Source organism: Sulfurospirillum oryzae (assembly GCF_025770725.1).
GTDB lineage: Bacteria > Campylobacterota > Campylobacteria > Campylobacterales > Sulfurospirillaceae > Sulfurospirillum > Sulfurospirillum oryzae.
This window is the reverse complement of the sequence record NZ_JANZKZ010000001.1, coordinates 301,125-317,625: the sequence shown is the minus strand read 5'-3', so window position 1 is coordinate 317,625 and position 16,501 is coordinate 301,125. Positions and strand designations below refer to the sequence as shown.

The window sequence follows — 16,501 nt, the reverse complement described above, 5'->3', positions numbered from 1 at the left end:
AAAATAAGCATTATTCGTGTATTATCCCTCGCTTTTAGCTTAAAAATTTGTCAGATTTCGTCAGAATTTTGATGAAAATTCCACAAAAGGCTTGTGAAATGGATCTTATTACAGGATTTAAAGACAATTGCGGTTTTGGATTAATCGCAAACATAAAAAACATTCCAACCCATGAAAATGTCGAAGATGCCATCACGGCATTAGAGAGAATGATGCACAGAGGTGCGATTGCCGCCGATGGTAAGAGTGGCGATGGCAGTGGACTCCTTTTCTCTATGCCAGATAAGTTCATGAAAAAAGAGGCACACAAATTAGGCGTAGACCTTCCAAAGCAATTTGCTGTTGCTATGATATTTTTAACAACAGAAGAACAAAAAAGAATTTTTGAAGAGACATGTGAGCAAAACGACCTCAAAGTTCTTTTGTATCGTGATGTTCCTGTAAAAACAAAAGCACTTGGTAAATTAGCACTTGATTCATTACCTCAAATTGTACAAGCGTTTGTAACTTCTTCATCCCTCGTTGCAACCAAGCGTTTTGAAGCACTTCTATACTTAACACGTAAAATCGTTGAAAAAAGACTTGCTCGTGAGACTGATTTTTATATCGCTTCGTTTTCAAGTAAAGTGATTTCGTATAAAGGTTTGGTCATGCCAACCTATATCAAAACCTTTTTCCCCGATCTTAGCGACAATGATTTTAAAGCAACATTTGCACTCTTTCACCAACGCTTTTCAACCAATACTTTACCAAAATGGAAATTGGCACAGCCGTTCCGTACCTTAGCACACAATGGTGAGATTAACTCTATTTCAGCAAATCGTTTCTATACCCAAGTTAAAAGTGAATGTATCAAAAGTGGTATTTTCTCCGATGAAGAACTGCAAAAACTCTATCCATTGACAACCAATGATGTGAGTGATAGCGCAAGCTTAGATAATATGTTTGAGTTTATGCTCATTAATGGATTTGATTTTTTCAAAGCCGTTCGTTCACTGATCCCAGCTCCATGGCAAAATGCACCTCACATGGATTCAGAACTTAGAGCATTTTATGAATTTTCAAGCATCAACTTTGAGCCTTGGGATGGTCCAGCGGCTATCTCTTTAACCGATGGTCGCCACATCGCCTGTGTTTTAGATAGAAATGGCTTACGTCCTGCTAAATATATCATTACCAAAGATGATCGCATTATCATCTCATCTGAGTATGGTGTTTTAGATATTGAAGAAGATAACATCATTGAGCGAGGTCGTTTACAAAGTGGTCAAATGATCGGACTTGACCTTAAATTTGGCAAGATCATGAAAAATGATGATATTAACGATTACCTCAAAAGCTCTAATACCTATACCGAATGGTTGAACAAAGGGCTGGTCTATTTACAAGAGTTTGTGGACATTCCTTTTTCAAAAACAACGGATTATGTACGCGAAAATTTAGAACTTGAGCAACGCTATTTTAACATCACTCAAGAAGTCAAAAACATGGTCATTGAGCCGATGATGAAAGATGGCAAAGAGGGTGTTGGCTCTATGGGCGATGACACGCCAATGGCGGCATTTAGTAAAGTACAACGTAATTTCAGCGACTATTTTAAGCAAAAATTCGCGCAAGTCACTAACCCACCGATTGATCCGATTCGTGAAAAAGTGGTCATGAGTTTAAATACGAGCTTTGGCGAGATTCGCAATATCTTGGAAGAAAATCCAGGTCATGCGGTACGCATTAAATCTATTTCTCCGATTATGATGCAAGAGAAGTATGAAGTTCTTGACTCTTTTGGAGATCCTAGTAAACCACGCTATAAAGATGAATATAAAAATCGCTATTTCTCAACACTTTTTGAAGACAATCTCAAAGGAAGCCTTGAAGATTTGGCATACGACATTGTTCAAGCAGTTAAAAATGATGGTATTCGCATTATTTTCCTTGATGATCGTGGCATGAGCGATAAACTTAAACCAATGCCAATGATTATGGTTATTGGTCGTGTGAACCAAGTGCTTTTGGATGAAGGTGTTCGCTCACTCACTTCTATTGTCGCTATTTCAGGTGAAGCGATTGATACACATTCGTGTGCTTGTATGGTTGGCTTTGGTGCCAGTGCTATTTATCCATACTTACTTTATGCAACCGTTTTAGATGAATGTAAAAAAAGCGAGATGGGTGCTTACGAGATCAAAACAAAACTCAAAAATGTCAACCATGCAATCGGACAAGGACTTTTAAAAGTCATGTCAAAAATGGGTATTGCAACCATTGCATCGTACCGCAATTCAGCGCTTTTTGATGTACTAGGACTTGGTAAAGACATCGTGCATGAGTGTTTTGATGGTGCTATCTCTTTAATCCCTGGACTTTCATACGAAGATGTTGAAGAGCGTCTAGGTCGAAACCATCATCTAGCGTATGAACTTAATATCACTAAAAAACTTTTTCCATTAGAAATTGGTGGTTTTTACAAATACATTGATGGACAAGAGCACCATGATTATCATCCACATGCGATTCATGCGATTCATAAAGCAACCGTGAGCGGTGATAAAAAAGATTTCCAAGAGTTTACAAAAATGATCAATGGTCGTGGGTTGAAAATGATCAGAGATTTCTTTGAACTCAAATCTGACCGTGAACCAATCGCGCTTGAAAAAGTTGAGTCAAAAGAGGCTATCTTTAAACGTTTTGCAACCGCAGCGATGAGTCTTGGTTCTATCTCTCCAGAAGCGCATGAGGCGCTTGGTGAAGCGATGAATAAAATTGGTGGTATGAGTAACTCGGGTGAAGGCGGTGAAGCGCCTGAGCGTCTTAAAACGATTAAAAATTCTAAAATCAAACAGATTGCATCGGGTCGTTTTGGTGTGACACCTGAGTATTTACGCTCGGCAACAGAGATTCAAATCAAAGTAGCGCAAGGTGCAAAACCGGGTGAAGGTGGACAATTACCAGGGCATAAAGTAACGCCACTTATTGCAAGTTTACGTTACACCATTCCGGGTGTTACACTGATTTCACCTCCCCCTCATCATGATATTTATTCGATTGAGGATTTGGCACAGCTTATTTTCGATATGAAACAAATCAACCCTGAAGCAATTATTACCGTAAAACTGGTTTCGACTGCGGGTGTTGGAACGATTGCGGCAGGTGTGGCAAAAGCGTATGCCGATAAAATCATCATTTCCGGAGGTGATGGTGGTACGGGTGCTGCACCTCTTACTTCCATCAAGTTTGCGGGAAATCCTTGGGAAATTGGTTTAAGTGAAGCACACAATGCTCTTAAAGCCAACCATTTACGTGATAGCGTTCATCTTCAAACCGACGGTGGTCTCAAAACAGGTCTTGATGTCATTAAAGCAGCTCTTTTGGGTGCTGAGAGTTATGCCTTTGGAACACTCTCTTTAACCATCATTGGATGTAAAGTGCTTCGTGTATGTCACTTAAACCGCTGTTCAGTAGGTGTAGCGACACAAGATGAAAAACTCAGAGAGCATTTTGTAGGAACGGTTGATAAACTTATCAACTTCTTTACACTCTTAGCCGAAGATGTGAGAGAGATTTTGGCACACCTTGGTTACACTCACATGGAAGAGATTATTGGACGTAGTGATCTTCTAAGCGTCATTGATGATGAATTTGCTAAAAAGTTTGATTTTTCATCTGTCCTTATGAGACTAGAAGGACCAAATACACATAACGGTAAGTCTAATGATCCTTTTGATAAAAATGAATTTGAAAAAGAGATTTTAAAAGACATCTATAAAGTCATTGAAAATCCTGACGAGAAAATGGTCTTGCATAAAAGCATTTGTAACACCAATCGTAGCTTTGGTACGCTCATCAGTGGTGAGATCGCGAAGTTCTATGGTAACAAAGGGCTTAAAGATGACAGCATCGTCTTTAGACTCAATGGTGTTGCAGGTCAATCTTTGGGTGCGTTCTTAGCCAATGGTATTAGCATCAACCTCAAAGGTACGGCGAATGACTACGTTGGTAAAGGCATGAATGGCGGAAAAATCGTTATTGCGCCAAAATACCAAGGTAGAGGTTACGCGTGTGCAGGAAATACATGTCTGTACGGTGCAACAGGTGGGAAGCTTTACATTGCAGGCATTGTAGGTGAGCGCTTCTGTGTTAGAAACTCAGGTGCTACATCGGTGGTTGAGGGAACGGGAGATCACGCATGTGAGTATATGACTGGCGGTGTTGTTGCGATCCTTGGAAATACAGGCGTTAACTTTGGCGCGGGTATGACAGGTGGTGTGGCATTTGTTTATGATGAGACACGCGATTTTATTGATAAACTCAATCAAGAGCTTGTCATTGCAGAACGCGTAGATACGGATGATATGGACGAAGCACGCCACTTCTTGAAACGACTTTTACGAACCCATATTAATGAGACAGCAAGCTTTAAAGCAACACAAATTTTAGAGAATTTCCGCCACGCGGTAAGAGATTTTTGGATGGTGCGACCTAAAGATATGACGAAGGTGCCACTCAATCCGGAGCAAGGAGACTAAGATGCAAAATTTTGTCAATGAAGAGAGAATTGAGCCACGCAAACGCTCAACCGGTGATAGAGTCAAAGATTTTAAAGAGATTTATGAAATTTTTAGCAAAGAGGATGCTTCTTCTCAAGCCGATCGTTGTATCCAATGTGGTGATCCTTTTTGCCATAGCAAATGTCCTTTGCACAACTACATTCCTTTTTGGCTAAAAGCCACAAGTGCGATGAAGCGTGATCTTGCGTTTAATCTCTCGAATGAGACAAACCCGTATCCAGAGATCACAGGACGTATTTGTCCTCAGGATCGTCTCTGTGAGGGTGATTGTACACTCAATGATGGTCATGGTGCGATTACCATTGGTGCCATTGAGACATTCATCTCTGAAGAGGGCTTTAAAAAAGGTCTAAAACCAGCATTCCCTGGCATTACGACTAAGAAAAAAGTGGCTATCGTCGGGGCAGGTCCAGCGGGGCTTGCTTGTGCAACCTATCTTTTAAGAGCCGGCATTTCTGTCAGTATGTACGAAAGGCAAAATAAAGCGGGTGGACTTTTAACATACGGAATTCCTGGATTTAAACTCGATAAAGAGGTTGTTGCAAGGCGTGTAAGATGGCTTCAAGAAGCAGGTATGAACTTACATGTAAACACTAATGTAGGTAAAGACATCAGCTTTGATGAGATTGCACACAGTCATGATGCACTCTTTTTAAGTATTGGTGCGGAGAGTCCACGTAAAGCCAATGTTGCGAATGAAAATGCCAATGGTGTTTTTATGGCAATTGATTTTTTACGCTCCATTCAGAAAAAACTCTTCAATGAGAGTTATGACAAAAAATTCGAAGTTAAAGGCAAAAATGTTGTGGTCATCGGTGGTGGTGATACGGCAATGGATTGTTTAAGAACATCGATTCGTGAAGGTGCAAAAAGCGTTACATGCTTGTACCGACGTGATAAATACAATATGCCTGGCTCCAAAAAAGAGTTTAAAAATGCTATCGAAGAGGGTGCAGAGTTTGTTTATAACGTGACCCCTAAGGAGATTTTAGTCAACTCTGACGGACAAGCGATTGGGATTGATATGCACAAAACGATTTTGGGTGCTAAAGATGCTAATTGCCGACAGTGCGTTGAAATCGTCAAAGGTGGCGACTTTAGAGTGGATGCCGATGTCATCATCTTTGCACTTGGTTTTACACCATCTGTACCTACATTCCTTGCAGAAAATGGCATTGAGGTTAATAAATCGGGCGGCATTATTGTCAATCATGAATACCAAACAACAAAATCAGGTGTGTATGCGGGTGGAGACTGTAAGCGAGGCTCTGACCTTGTTGTAACTGCTGCTAAAGAGGGTAAAGAAGCCGCACTTAGCATCATTAAAAAATTGCTTGGATAAGCCTTTCGTGAGCTTTATTGAAGCCGCACTCAGAGCGAATCTTGAGGTATCTGAGCTTTTACATGTAAAAGGGTTGGATGAGTCTGCTCACCAATCCTTCGACATTGGAGCGGGGGGAGATCGTAGCTCTGGAATTGATCTTGAGGCTGAACAGATTTTCATTAAACACCTTTTGCCTTTTGGCGAGATCGTCTCTGAGGAGAGTGGGGTGATACAAAGCCCCAATACCTCTGCTCGCATTGTCCTTGACCCCATTGATGGCAGTGATAATCTGCTTTCGCATCTTCCTTTCTTTGGTACCTCCATTGCTTATTTTGAAAACAATCAATGCACAAAAGCGATGATTACAAACTTAGCCAATGGCGATGTTTTTATCAAAGATGAAAACGGTTTGCGCCAAGGAAAAATAGGAAAAAATTCATTTAATTTGGTTACATGTAACACCTTTTCAAAAGTGGGAATTTTTGAGCGTTCTTACTGTTCAGTACACGCGCACGACAAGCTTCAAAGTGCTCATATTAAGTACCGCTCTCCTGGTGCTTTTGCACTCTCTTTAGCCTATGCACACGATGTTTCGTTTGTTTTGTATGAAGGTGTTATGCGCACTTATGATGTCGAAGCGGGACTCTTCATGTGTGCAGATCTTCATACCTTTTATGAGAGTGATATCTTCCTCGTAAGCAAAGATAAGGAAATTTTTGATAAAATAAAAAGTTTATTTATAAGCAATTAGCTTTAAAAGAGGATAAAAACCTATGCGATTTGCAGAAATTTTCTCTAAGATTCGAAAAACTCAATCTACTCCAAATGAAGCTCCAAGCCATTGGGTTAAGTGTAGCGCATGCCAATCTTTAATGTACTACAAAGAGATTGAACAACGTTTTAATGTCTGTCCCAAATGTGGTTTCCATATGCGAATTTCCGCAAAACAGCGCATCGATCAACTCTGTGATGAAGGCAGTTTTGTTGAATTTGATGCTAATTTAATACCGATAGATCCTTTAAAATTTGTGGATAAAAAATCGTATAAAAAACGTATTGAAGAGGCACAAGAAAAAACAGGTAAGAATTCTTCTGTATTATGTGGCTCATGCAGTATTGATGGCATCCGTGCGCAAATTGTTGTTTTTGACTTTGCTTTTATGGGTGGAAGTCTAGGTTCTGTTGAGGGCGAAAAGATTGTTCGTGCCATTAATCGTGCTATGGCAAATAAAGAGGGCTTAATTATCGTGAGTGCCAGCGGTGGTGCGCGTATGCAAGAGAGCACATTCTCGTTGCTTCAAATGTCTAAAACATCCGCGGCACTTGCAAAACTTTCTGAAGCTAAATTGCCTTACATCTCCATTCTCACCGATCCAACGATGGGAGGTGTTAGTGCATCATTTGCCTTTTTGGGCGATATAATTATGGCAGAACCAGGGGCACTGGTAGGATTTGCGGGGCAGAGGGTTATTAAACAGACCATCGGAGCAGATCTTCCAGAAGGATTTCAAAAAGCGGAATTCTTGTTAGACCATGGTTTAATCGATATGATCGTTACACGTACCGATATGAAAAAGGTGGTGGCAGATTTGTTGAAGCTTTTGGGTGAAAATTGTCAAAAAGATTCATTTGAGTTAAGACTCAAAGCATGAATGTAAAGGTCTTTACGATCGAAAAAAGCAGCGATAAAGCATTGGATGCAATCGCTGGCGAATACACTAAAATGATCTCTCGCTTCGCAAAAGTCGAAGAGATCAAGATCTTTAATAAGCAGATTGCCTCAGCACAGATGATAGGTGAGAAAGAAGCTCGTGCTTCCTACACGAAAGCATACGAACCTCATTTAAAAGGGTATAATGTAGCGTTGGACGTGGAGGGAGTAGAACTGAGTAGTGAGCAATTTAGCGCACTTTTTGACCAAGATGTGAATGTCAATTTTTTCATTGGTGGTGCTTTTGGGTTTGAAGAGGCCTTTTTAGGTCAAACTCAAAAGATTATAAGTTTAAGTAGATTAACATACGCCCATAAGATCGCGAAAGTGGTTTTATTTGAGCAGATTTATAGGGGATTGTGTATAAAAAACAACCATCCCTATCATAAATAGTTGATTATAATGCAGGACGATTTCAGGTCAATTTTTTGTAAAGGAAACAAAGGATGAGAGAACACGAATTAAAGCATTTCGAGGACATTCTTAAAGAGAGAAGAGTCCAAATCAAAAAAAACATTGAAGACTCGATGCGAGAAATCGAAGATCTTAAAGATACCGATGTAGGTGATGAAGCAGATCATGCTTCTATAAGTACAGATCGTATGATTGAGCAAGCTATTAGTGCGCAACAGATGAAAGAACTCAATGAGATAGAGTTTGCGATCAATAAAATCAGAAATGGCAGTTATGGTATTTGTGAAATGTGTGAAGAGGAAATTGGTTTTCAAAGACTCAAAGTGAAGCCTCATGCTAGATACTGCATTGTGTGCCGTGAGATTATCGAAAAATCAGCAAAAAATAAGTAAGTAGGAAGACACATCATGGGAATCAAACGCTATTTTCTTGTAACACTAATTTATATGTTAGCTATTGGACTTTATGTCTATAGTTTTAATGGTGAGAGCACTACACTTGAGCTGTTTGGTTTCTCAATGACTCTACCTGTAGCGTTTTGGATTGTTCTTCCCATTTTATTTTTGGTTATTGCTTCTATTGGTCATCTGGTTTTTTATAATTTCAAAGATTTTTTGTATAAAAGAGCTTTGAAAAAAGATATTGAACTTTTTCAAGAGGCTGCAAGAAATCGTATTTTAGGCGAAGAAGTTACAACTTCTTATAAAACAGATGGCTTTAAATTCGCGGGCAAAGTATTGCAATGTATGCGTTTTGATGCGGCTCTTCCAACAACATTTCTTGAAGAAGATGTTGCTAAAGCGTGTGCGGTTGCAGTGAGTGTTACCAATGGCAATTATGAAGACTTAAAAAAATATAGACTTGCTAAAACGAATCCTCTTGTGATTCAAAACAGTATCAATCGCCTTAAAATAGAGCCTCGCTCGGCAGTAGAAGTGTTGAAAAACTGTAAAGATCTCAACAGCGAGCTTTGTCTTAAAGCTTATGATGCATTGCTTGATTTTGCAAGTTTTAACGAAATTAAACGTTATGACTTCCCTCAAGATAAGCGTACTTTCCGTCGTATGATGGAGCGTTATTTGGATGCTGATGATAGTTTTGATATGGATATAAAATCAATTGAAGATATTCTTGAACAGTTTAACGCGGATCGTGCTGACTATTTAGAGCTTGCTCGTGAGATTAAGATTAAACTCTCACCGGATGCTTTGATTGCTTTATTTGAAAAACTTTATAACAGCAAAGGTGCAGTTGCTGCTGATGCTTACTTGTATGTACTCTATGATCTTCAGATGATTGATAAAATCCGTGAGCTTTTACTCAATTCTGATCCTGAAGACTTTGTGAAATTTAAAACCATTATGTTCTTACGAGATCATGGAAAAAGTATTGACATCGACAAATTTTTGCGCCTATGAATCATGAGATAGACTTTGAGCGAGGCATCCTAGCCCTCGCTCCTCTTGCTGGCTTTACAGACCTCCCTTTTCGTTCCGTTGTTAAAAAGTTTGGCGCAGATGTTACCTTTTCAGAAATGATTAGTGCAAATGCTCTGCGTTATGGCTCTGAGAAAACCTTCAAGATGCTTACCAAATCTCCGCGAGAAACACCCTACATTGTTCAAATTGCAGGATCTGATTTGGTGTCAATTAAAGAGGCTGTTTTAGCTCTGAATGACATTGAAGGGATTGATGGGATCGATCTGAACTGTGGCTGCCCTGTGCCAAAAATCATTTCGCAAGAGGCAGGCTCGTCACTTTTATTAAACTTGCCGCACATGCAGAAGATCATTGAGACAATAAAAACCTATTCAAATAAACGCTATACCAGCGCTAAAGTGCGTCTTGGGTTTAGTACCAAAATTCCTGAAGAGATTGCTAAAGCGTGTGAAAGCGCAGGCGTTGATTTTATGAGTATGCACGGCAGGACTCGTGCAGGGGCTTACAAAGCTGAAGTTGATTACCATGCGATTGCAAGAGCGCGTGCGGCTGTTAGCATTCCCGTTATTGCCAACGGTGACATCACAAGCTATGAAAAAGCTTTACATGTAAAAGAGGTGACAGGGTGTAAAAGCTTGATGATAGGGCGAGGTGCAGTGGGAAATCCATGGATTTTTTATCAGATTAAAAATGAGTTAGTTCATGTTGAAAAAACAAAAATCTTGGAGATTGTGCTAGAGCATTTCGATGCTATGGTCGATTTTTATGGCGAGAAAGGACACTCAATTTTTCGTAAGCATTTACACACGTACTCAAAAGGATTTCGCGAGGCATCTGAGTTTAGAGATAAAATTAACCGCATTGAAGATGATGCGCTAATGCGTGAAACGATAGCTACTTTTTTTGCTCAATAACCGTCATTAAAGCCTTGTGCTTTGTGCTTATCTTTTTTATAGCTTCCCCGATATTTCTCTTTCTCCAGTAAATTAGCCTCTTTTAAAAGACGTTTGTGTACCTCTTCGAGATCAACATCTTCTGTATTTGCAATGCTGTTAGAGACCAAATTAACATAGTTTTGAAGCAAATTGGTGTAGGTTGAATCAAGCCGAACAACTTCCACTTTCTGTAAGGTTTTAAGCCCTTTTTCGGCACGCTTTACAAAGAGTGCAAAATCAAAATTTTCATTTTTGAGCGCACTCACACAACTTCCTAAAAAGCGCTCAAGTGCTCTAATGTATTTGACTCTCGCGTCTTTATCGTTTATATTCATGGTAGACTCACGATGTTAAGGTAGTGCAAAAGATTGCTGATAAGAATAAAGAAAGGGATGAAAATAAGCGATGTAAAAAAGACTAAGACGGTAACATCAAGTGGTTTACACTCATACAAAGCGGCTAAATTAACATTGGTAACAGCAAGGGGAACAATGAGTTCAATAAAAATAAGTGTTGCTACCATTGGCTCTAAATCCAGCAATCCATAAAGGATAAAACCAGCAATAAGCGGCGTAATAAAAAACTTGATAATGCTTACATGTAAAAGCAGTTTGTAGTTGATACTGCGAAGTTTGATGTTGTAAAGATACATGCCAAAGACGACGAGTTGAATGACCATTGTGCAGTATGCGCCCATTTCCAAAGGCTTTTGCATTGCAGGATGGATTTTTATCTCAAAGATATTCATCAAGAGGGCTAGTGTTGCAAACCAGATCACAGGCAGCTTCACAATGTTAAAGAGAGATTGTTTGATACTAAAGTTACCTCTGGAGTAGAAAAAGACACCGAGCGTATAGACGATGAAAACATTGGTAATATTGATAAGGCTCATGTACAAAATAGAAGCGTCTCCAAAAAGGGCAATGCCAAGAGGAATCCCAAGATTTCCTGTATTACCAATGATGACACAAATAGTGATAATAGACTTTTCTTTGATGTCCTCTTTAAAGAACATAAATGCAATGAGTGAGCTTATAAGCACACAAATTAAGGAGATAGCTAAATACCAAAAAGGTGCTTGAAGGAGTGAAAAATTAATTGGTCTGCTCGATAAACCCCAAAAAGAGAGCATGGGTTGAAAGAAGTAGATGGAAAGAAGAATCATCCCCTTCTCATTCATCTCCTCTTTGAGCATCCTTTTTGCCATAAAGCCAAGAAAAATAAAGGCGTAAATGGACAAGATGGAGATAGCAATGGTCATAAGGTCTTAACGTGTCTCATCAAAGGGAGTGTAGTCAGCGGATGCTTTGTTTTTATAGGTACTAAGCTTTGTATCTTGGAGTTTCAAGTAATCATCCAGACGTCTGCGATTTTCTTCGAAGACCTTTTCAAAATCGTTATTATCTTTGACTTCGCCATTTTGAAACTTCTCAAGAAGTACGTTAGAATTTCCTGTCATAACGAGGTATTTGATGGTGCCGTATTCAAAAAGAACAACACTATTTTGATTGTCAATCTGTTTTTTATGAAGGACATTGACCTCTTGTTGAGAACCTGTTTTTGGGTTAAAAAGCCAAGACTTACCATTTCCGCCTTTTGCGGATGCTGGTCTAAGTGTTTGGATTCCTAATCGCTTTTTGATCCAGAACATCAAAATAATAAGAGCCAATAAAACGACAATCACAATAATATAACGTGTATCGATGAAATCAGCCGATGAGGTTGATGCTGTTGGGAGTGATGACGCTGTAGCTGCTTCGGAGCTTTGCGTTGGAGCTTGCATGATGCTACTTCTTATGCGAAGTCCAAAGCCATCAACGGTTTTAGAAGCAACGACGCTTATTTTTTTATCGCTTTTAAGAACGACTTTAAGGGTATTGTTTTTTTCTGGAACAATGCTAAGTTCTTGAATAATGTTTGAGTTAATGCTCTTCTCAATCATCTTATCATAGCCAAGATCGTTAATCGTTAGGGTGATAGATGTGGCGTCATTTTTTTGAGAAATACCACCTTCATGCGGAGCATCAAACGAGAGCATCACATCGACACGGTCGCTTCGCTCATAAACGTTATAGGTTAGTAAATTGGAAGCACTTGCCCATGACCATAATGCTAAAAGCGCAAAGAAAATTCTCATAGATTCTCTTTCTTAAAGTATTGGATAACGGTTTTAGAGTCTAAGATTTCGTTGATACGGATAGCAAGGTTTTTTTCATAGACCATGACTTCTCCTTTACCAAAAATTTTATTATTGATGTAAAGCTCAACACTCTCACCCGCTGGTTTTTCAAGGTCGATAACAGAGCCTTTTTCAAGCTTTAAGAGCTTTTGTATCGTAATATTGGTCGTTCCAAGTTCTGCCACAAAATCAACGCTAATATCTAAAAGATTTTCAAATCCTGAGAGAAGTTTTCGTGCGACATACTCTTGATCGGCTGCGTCCAATGTCATTCCTTTAAAGATGAGTTAATCCATGAAAGCAAAAACTCTTCCAAACCTTGGTATATACGCCTTATTATAGTTTATTTTGTTTAAATTGTTTATTAAGGTAATTTTTAGTGCAAAGAGTGTCTTTTTTGTGATAACAAAAAATTATCTTAAATTATCGAGTTGACTTAAAAAAGAGTTATTTATTTTGTTTATACATAACTATAATGCTCAGGTATCCCCAATATGCTGACAACAAGGAGAACGTACATGAGTCAAAACGCATCCCTAGATCGAAGAGGTTTTTTTAAGAAGAGTGGCATTCTTGCACTCGTAACCGCAGTAGGAAGTGAAATTCCTTTTGCACAAAATCTTTCAAGAGGATTGATCCCCGTAGCAATGGCTGCACCTTCTATGGCGGAACTGGGCATCCCTGGCAAAAGTTTGGAGTTGGTCGTTTTGGGTGACAAGCCTGTTGTGGCTGAAACACCACCGCACCTTTTGGATAGCGAAGTAACGCCGAATGATCTTATGTTCATTCGTAACAATGGATTGGTTCCAGCGAGTCTTGATGCATCCACATGGACGCTTACCATTGGCTCGGAAGCAACGGCTACTTCTCCTGCGAGGGAAAGCGAGTCAACGAAGCGTACGGTTACCTTTACGATAGCAGAGCTTAAAAGCAAGTTCAAACACTACACCAGTAACTTGGTAATAGAATGCGGTGGTAATGGAAGGGCTGAGTTTAATCCACCTGCAAAAGGCAATCAATGGACACTTGGAGGTGTTGGCTGTCCATCGTGGACGGGCGTGCGCCTTAAAGATGTTTTGAACTATGTAGGGCTTAAAAATGATGCTGTTTACATTGGTTATTATGGGGCAGATCCACATCTGAGTGGTGATACGTCAAAAGTTTCCATTTCTCGTGGTGCTCCGATTAAAAAGGCGCTAGAAGAAGATGCTTTAATCGTCTGGGAGATGAACGGCGAGCCATTGCCCGTTCAAAATGGCTACCCTTTGCGTTTGATCGTTCCAGGTTACCCCGCATCGGTCAGCGGCAAGTGGCTTAACCGCATCGTGGTACGCAACAAAGTGCATGATGGTGCGAAAATGGTTGATGACTACCGTACGCCTTGCACGCCAGTGGAGCCTGCGAGTGACGTACCTGAGAGCAATATGTGTGTCATTGAAGAGATGCCGATTAAGTCGTTGATTACGTATCCATCGTCGGGCACGAAGTTTAATTTTGGTGATAAAGTCGAAATTCGTGGTAATGCGTGGAGTGGCATCGGAGATGTCAAAGAGGTTCTTGTTTCCATTGACTTTGGGGCAACGTGGATCAAAACAAACCTCAAAAAACCTAAAAATAAATTTGCATGGCAACGCTTTAGTGCCAATCTCAAATTTCCTTCCAAAGGTTACTATGAACTGTGGACACGCGCAGTCGATAAAAAAGGTGTTTCCCAGCCAATGGTCATCCCTGGTTGGAATCCTAAGGGCTATCTCAACAATGCAACGCACCGCATCGCTGTTAAGATCGTCTAAAGGAGTACTCGTATGGGAAAATTAACAACGAGTTTGCTTTTAGCGGTTGGACTTTTTGTGTTAGGGTGCGCTCCCAAAGAGGAAGCTACTGTTGTTCCTGCAAAAGTTGAGACGCCTAAAGAGAACAAGAGTGAGAAAAAGACAGCAAAAGCACTCGCCACCGACAAAGAGACTGGCTTAGTCATCGCCAATGGGTTTGAATCTGTCAAAGCAAACTGTACCATAGCTTGCCACAGTGCAACTTTGGTAACGCAAAACAAAGGCAATGAAAAGTACTGGAAAGATGCGATTCGTTATATGCAGAAAAATCAAGGCCTTTGGGACTTGGGCGCAGATGAGCCTATCATCCTAAGTTACCTTGCGACGCATTATGGGCAGAGTCCTGTGTTTCGTCGAGCACCTTTGAAAGTGCAGTGGAAAGATTGATGTGAAACCAATCGCTTCTTAATCTGCTATGATGTTTGGCATATCTTTTGCATAGAGCATTCAAAAGCAAGGAGAGAAGCGATGGTTTTTCAACCCAAAAAAGAGGTCATTTTCTACGAAAAAACGGGTTGCAGTGGAAATGCCCGCCAAAAAGCACTTTTGCGTGAACATGGCATTTGCCTTGATGTCAGAAGTCTTTTGGATACCAAATGGACGAAAGCCACATTAGAAGCTTTTTTTGAAGGGTTAACGCCTAAAGAGATGCTCAACTCGTTTGCCCCACAACTAAAAGAGGGCTTTGTTGTAGAAGCGTATACGAAAGACGCACTGATCGAAAAAATGTTAGAAACGCCCATTTTAATTCGTCGCCCACTCTTGCAAATCGGTGAAGTGAAGCTCTGTGGTTTCGACATCGCCAAACTCAATGAACTCTTACATGTAAAGATGCCAACGCCCGAACACATTAACGCCTGTTTAAGTAGTGATACATGCAACAATGCCTAGAGTACATCTGTCGGGAGTTTGAAAAAGTCAAAGACTATCTGCACCATCCAAGTCCTGCCAAAGAGCTCATCATCAACAATCTTTTTGAAAATTTCATGCACTGCTTTTTAGAGTATCCGTTTGAAAAAAAGCGCTATCCACACGAGTTTTTAGACGTTGCAAACCTTTACAATGCAGGTGATACGGTAGTTCTGAAACGTTTTTCTGACATCGGTATGCGTTATTTACTTCTTAGCGATTTTTACGACTTTGTGAAAATCACCCATCTCTACCAAAAAATTTAGCCAAAATGTGCGATGCCAAAATAGTTCAAGGCGTAACTTACGATCAGCAAAAAAGGTATAAAAAGAAGCGAGGTAAAGAGAATAAGACTGGCGACATCTATGGGCTTGCAGTCATAAAGTGCGGCAATGTTCACGTTGGTAACGGCGAGTGGAACAATAAGCTCTAAGAAAATGACTGAGGCAACAAACGGCTCTAGCGGAAGCACAAAAAAGAGCAGCCATGCCGTAATGATGGGCATAATGACAAACTTGATGAGGTTTACATGTAAAAGCAGTTTGTAGTTAAGCTCGCCTAGTTTCATGTTGTAAAGGTACATGCCAAAGATCATGAGTTGAAGCACAACGGTGCAGTATGCACCCATTTCCAATGACTTAAATAACGTAGGATGAATCACAATGCCTGCAAAATTAAGCCCAAGTGCAAACATTGCCGCCCATATAACGGGCAGTTTGAAAATGTTCAAAAACGCCTGCTTCATGCTCGAGGTGCCTGCAGAGTAGAAGAAAACGCCTAGCGTGTAGGTCATGAGCGTATTGGCGACACTCATCATGCTGGTGTAGATGATGGACGCTTCTCCAAAGATGGCAATGCCAAGCGGTATGCCTAAATTTCCCGTGTTGTTAATCGCCGCTGCGATCGTCATAATGGAACGCTCTTTGACATCTTCAAAAAATACTCGTGCAAAAACAAAACTGACCGCGATGGTCAGAAGTGAAAAAAGCACATAGTAAAGCGGCACTTGCAACAGCTCTAAACTCATTGGTTTTGTGGAGAGTCCCCAAAACGAGAAGATGGGGTGCAGAAAATAGACGGAGAGAATGACCATACCACGCTCACCTAACTCGTCTTTGAAGATTTTTTTGGCGATGTAGCCAAGTAAAATGAAAACATAAATGGCAAGGATGGAAAGAGCTATGTTCATGTTG

17 protein-coding genes are annotated in these 16,501 nt (G+C 40.2%); 12 read left to right on the top strand and 5 right to left on the bottom strand.

Annotated features, from left to right (window positions below; genetic code table 11):
* Window positions 1-98 precede the first annotated feature (98 nt).
* The 8 genes from gltB to N0B29_RS01380 are packed head-to-tail and all read left to right on the top strand — an operon-like array spanning window position 99 to window position 10,367.
* Window positions 99-4,523 (top strand): glutamate synthase large subunit, encoded by a 4,425-nt coding sequence (gene gltB / locus N0B29_RS01415; protein ID WP_263831923.1) that lies wholly within the window; start codon window positions 99-101, stop codon window positions 4,521-4,523.
* Between the two features lies 1 nt (window position 4,524).
* Entirely contained in the window at window positions 4,525-5,907 is a 1,383-nt protein-coding gene (locus N0B29_RS01410; protein WP_263831922.1) for a glutamate synthase subunit beta, read from the top strand.
* A gap of 7 nt (window positions 5,908-5,914) precedes the next feature.
* A complete protein-coding gene (locus N0B29_RS01405) occupies window positions 5,915-6,640 on the top strand; it encodes an inositol monophosphatase family protein (RefSeq protein WP_263831921.1) in 726 nt (241 codons plus the stop codon).
* A 22-nt stretch (window positions 6,641-6,662) separates the two neighbouring features.
* Window positions 6,663-7,541, top strand: a complete 879-nt coding sequence (accD, locus tag N0B29_RS01400; protein WP_263831920.1) for an acetyl-CoA carboxylase, carboxyltransferase subunit beta — start codon at window positions 6,663-6,665, stop codon at window positions 7,539-7,541.
* Complete coding sequence (locus N0B29_RS01395; protein ID WP_263831919.1) at window positions 7,538-7,993, top strand: 23S rRNA (pseudouridine(1915)-N(3))-methyltransferase RlmH; 456 nt, start codon at window positions 7,538-7,540, stop codon at window positions 7,991-7,993. The genes accD and N0B29_RS01395 overlap by 4 nt, the downstream gene beginning before the upstream one ends.
* Before the next feature lie 53 nt (window positions 7,994-8,046).
* Window positions 8,047-8,406: an RNA polymerase-binding protein DksA gene (dksA, locus tag N0B29_RS01390; protein WP_263831918.1), complete on the top strand. Its 360-nt coding sequence runs from the start codon at window positions 8,047-8,049 to the stop codon at window positions 8,404-8,406.
* 15 nt (window positions 8,407-8,421) lie between these two features.
* A complete protein-coding gene (locus N0B29_RS01385) occupies window positions 8,422-9,432 on the top strand; it encodes a fatty-acid--CoA ligase (protein WP_263831917.1) in 1,011 nt (336 codons plus the stop codon).
* Window positions 9,429-10,367: a tRNA dihydrouridine synthase gene (locus tag N0B29_RS01380; RefSeq protein ID WP_263831916.1), complete on the top strand. Its 939-nt coding sequence runs from the start codon at window positions 9,429-9,431 to the stop codon at window positions 10,365-10,367. The genes N0B29_RS01385 and N0B29_RS01380 overlap by 4 nt, the downstream gene beginning before the upstream one ends.
* Here N0B29_RS01380 and N0B29_RS01375 read toward each other — a convergent pair.
* The 4 genes from N0B29_RS01375 to fliN are packed head-to-tail and all read right to left on the bottom strand — an operon-like array spanning window position 10,361 to window position 12,839.
* Window positions 10,361-10,723 (bottom strand): hypothetical protein, encoded by a 363-nt coding sequence (locus tag N0B29_RS01375; RefSeq protein WP_263831915.1) that lies wholly within the window; start codon window positions 10,721-10,723, stop codon window positions 10,361-10,363. The two genes, N0B29_RS01380 and N0B29_RS01375, sit on opposite strands and share 7 nt — an antisense overlap.
* Window positions 10,720-11,649: an AEC family transporter gene (locus N0B29_RS01370; protein WP_263831914.1), complete on the bottom strand. Its 930-nt coding sequence runs from the start codon at window positions 11,647-11,649 to the stop codon at window positions 10,720-10,722. The genes N0B29_RS01375 and N0B29_RS01370 overlap by 4 nt, the downstream gene beginning before the upstream one ends.
* A gap of 6 nt (window positions 11,650-11,655) precedes the next feature.
* Window positions 11,656-12,525: a hypothetical protein gene (locus N0B29_RS01365; RefSeq protein ID WP_263831913.1), complete on the bottom strand. Its 870-nt coding sequence runs from the start codon at window positions 12,523-12,525 to the stop codon at window positions 11,656-11,658.
* Window positions 12,522-12,839: a flagellar motor switch protein FliN gene (gene fliN, locus N0B29_RS01360; RefSeq protein ID WP_438874153.1), complete on the bottom strand. Its 318-nt coding sequence runs from the start codon at window positions 12,837-12,839 to the stop codon at window positions 12,522-12,524. The genes N0B29_RS01365 and fliN overlap by 4 nt, the downstream gene beginning before the upstream one ends.
* Window positions 12,840-13,085: 246 nt before the next feature.
* Between fliN and N0B29_RS01355 the strand changes: the two genes are divergently transcribed.
* From N0B29_RS01355 to N0B29_RS01340, 4 genes are all read left to right on the top strand, one after another.
* The gene (locus tag N0B29_RS01355; protein ID WP_263831911.1) at window positions 13,086-14,360 is read left to right on the top strand and encodes a sulfite oxidase; all 1,275 of its coding nucleotides are present in this window, start codon (window positions 13,086-13,088) and stop codon (window positions 14,358-14,360) included.
* 12 nt (window positions 14,361-14,372) lie between these two features.
* Complete coding sequence (locus N0B29_RS01350; RefSeq protein ID WP_263831910.1) at window positions 14,373-14,786, top strand: hypothetical protein; 414 nt, start codon at window positions 14,373-14,375, stop codon at window positions 14,784-14,786.
* An 81-nt stretch (window positions 14,787-14,867) separates the two neighbouring features.
* Window positions 14,868-15,290: an ArsC/Spx/MgsR family protein gene (locus tag N0B29_RS01345; protein ID WP_263831909.1), complete on the top strand. Its 423-nt coding sequence runs from the start codon at window positions 14,868-14,870 to the stop codon at window positions 15,288-15,290.
* Window positions 15,275-15,574 carry a hypothetical protein gene (locus N0B29_RS01340; protein WP_263831908.1) on the top strand — a complete coding sequence of 100 codons (300 nt, stop codon included), beginning with the start codon at window positions 15,275-15,277 and terminating at the stop codon, window positions 15,572-15,574. The genes N0B29_RS01345 and N0B29_RS01340 overlap by 16 nt, the downstream gene beginning before the upstream one ends.
* Here the strand turns inward: N0B29_RS01340 and N0B29_RS01335 are convergent.
* On the bottom strand, window positions 15,571-16,497 hold the full coding sequence (locus N0B29_RS01335) for an AEC family transporter (protein ID WP_263831907.1): 927 nt from the start codon (window positions 16,495-16,497) through the stop codon (window positions 15,571-15,573). The two genes, N0B29_RS01340 and N0B29_RS01335, sit on opposite strands and share 4 nt — an antisense overlap.
* Window positions 16,498-16,501 lie beyond the last annotated feature (4 nt).

Coding starts and splice junctions, on each gene's coding strand:
- gltB (WP_263831923.1), top strand. CDS start 99: ATGGATCTTATTACAGGATTTAAAGACAATTGCGGTTTTGGATTAATC.
- N0B29_RS01410 (WP_263831922.1), top strand. CDS start 4,525: ATGCAAAATTTTGTCAATGAAGAGAGAATTGAGCCACGCAAACGCTCA.
- accD (WP_263831920.1), top strand. CDS start 6,663: ATGCGATTTGCAGAAATTTTCTCTAAGATTCGAAAAACTCAATCTACT.
- N0B29_RS01395 (WP_263831919.1), top strand. CDS start 7,538: ATGAATGTAAAGGTCTTTACGATCGAAAAAAGCAGCGATAAAGCATTG.
- dksA (WP_263831918.1), top strand. CDS start 8,047: ATGAGAGAACACGAATTAAAGCATTTCGAGGACATTCTTAAAGAGAGA.
- N0B29_RS01385 (WP_263831917.1), top strand. CDS start 8,422: ATGGGAATCAAACGCTATTTTCTTGTAACACTAATTTATATGTTAGCT.
- N0B29_RS01380 (WP_263831916.1), top strand. CDS start 9,429: ATGAATCATGAGATAGACTTTGAGCGAGGCATCCTAGCCCTCGCTCCT.
- N0B29_RS01375 (WP_263831915.1), bottom strand. CDS start 10,723: ATGAATATAAACGATAAAGACGCGAGAGTCAAATACATTAGAGCACTT.
- N0B29_RS01370 (WP_263831914.1), bottom strand. CDS start 11,649: ATGACCATTGCTATCTCCATCTTGTCCATTTACGCCTTTATTTTTCTT.
- N0B29_RS01365 (WP_263831913.1), bottom strand. CDS start 12,525: ATGAGAATTTTCTTTGCGCTTTTAGCATTATGGTCATGGGCAAGTGCT.
- fliN (WP_438874153.1), bottom strand. CDS start 12,839: ATGACATTGGACGCAGCCGATCAAGAGTATGTCGCACGAAAACTTCTC.
- N0B29_RS01355 (WP_263831911.1), top strand. CDS start 13,086: ATGAGTCAAAACGCATCCCTAGATCGAAGAGGTTTTTTTAAGAAGAGT.
- N0B29_RS01350 (WP_263831910.1), top strand. CDS start 14,373: ATGGGAAAATTAACAACGAGTTTGCTTTTAGCGGTTGGACTTTTTGTG.
- N0B29_RS01345 (WP_263831909.1), top strand. CDS start 14,868: ATGGTTTTTCAACCCAAAAAAGAGGTCATTTTCTACGAAAAAACGGGT.
- N0B29_RS01340 (WP_263831908.1), top strand. CDS start 15,275: ATGCAACAATGCCTAGAGTACATCTGTCGGGAGTTTGAAAAAGTCAAA.
- N0B29_RS01335 (WP_263831907.1), bottom strand. CDS start 16,497: ATGAACATAGCTCTTTCCATCCTTGCCATTTATGTTTTCATTTTACTT.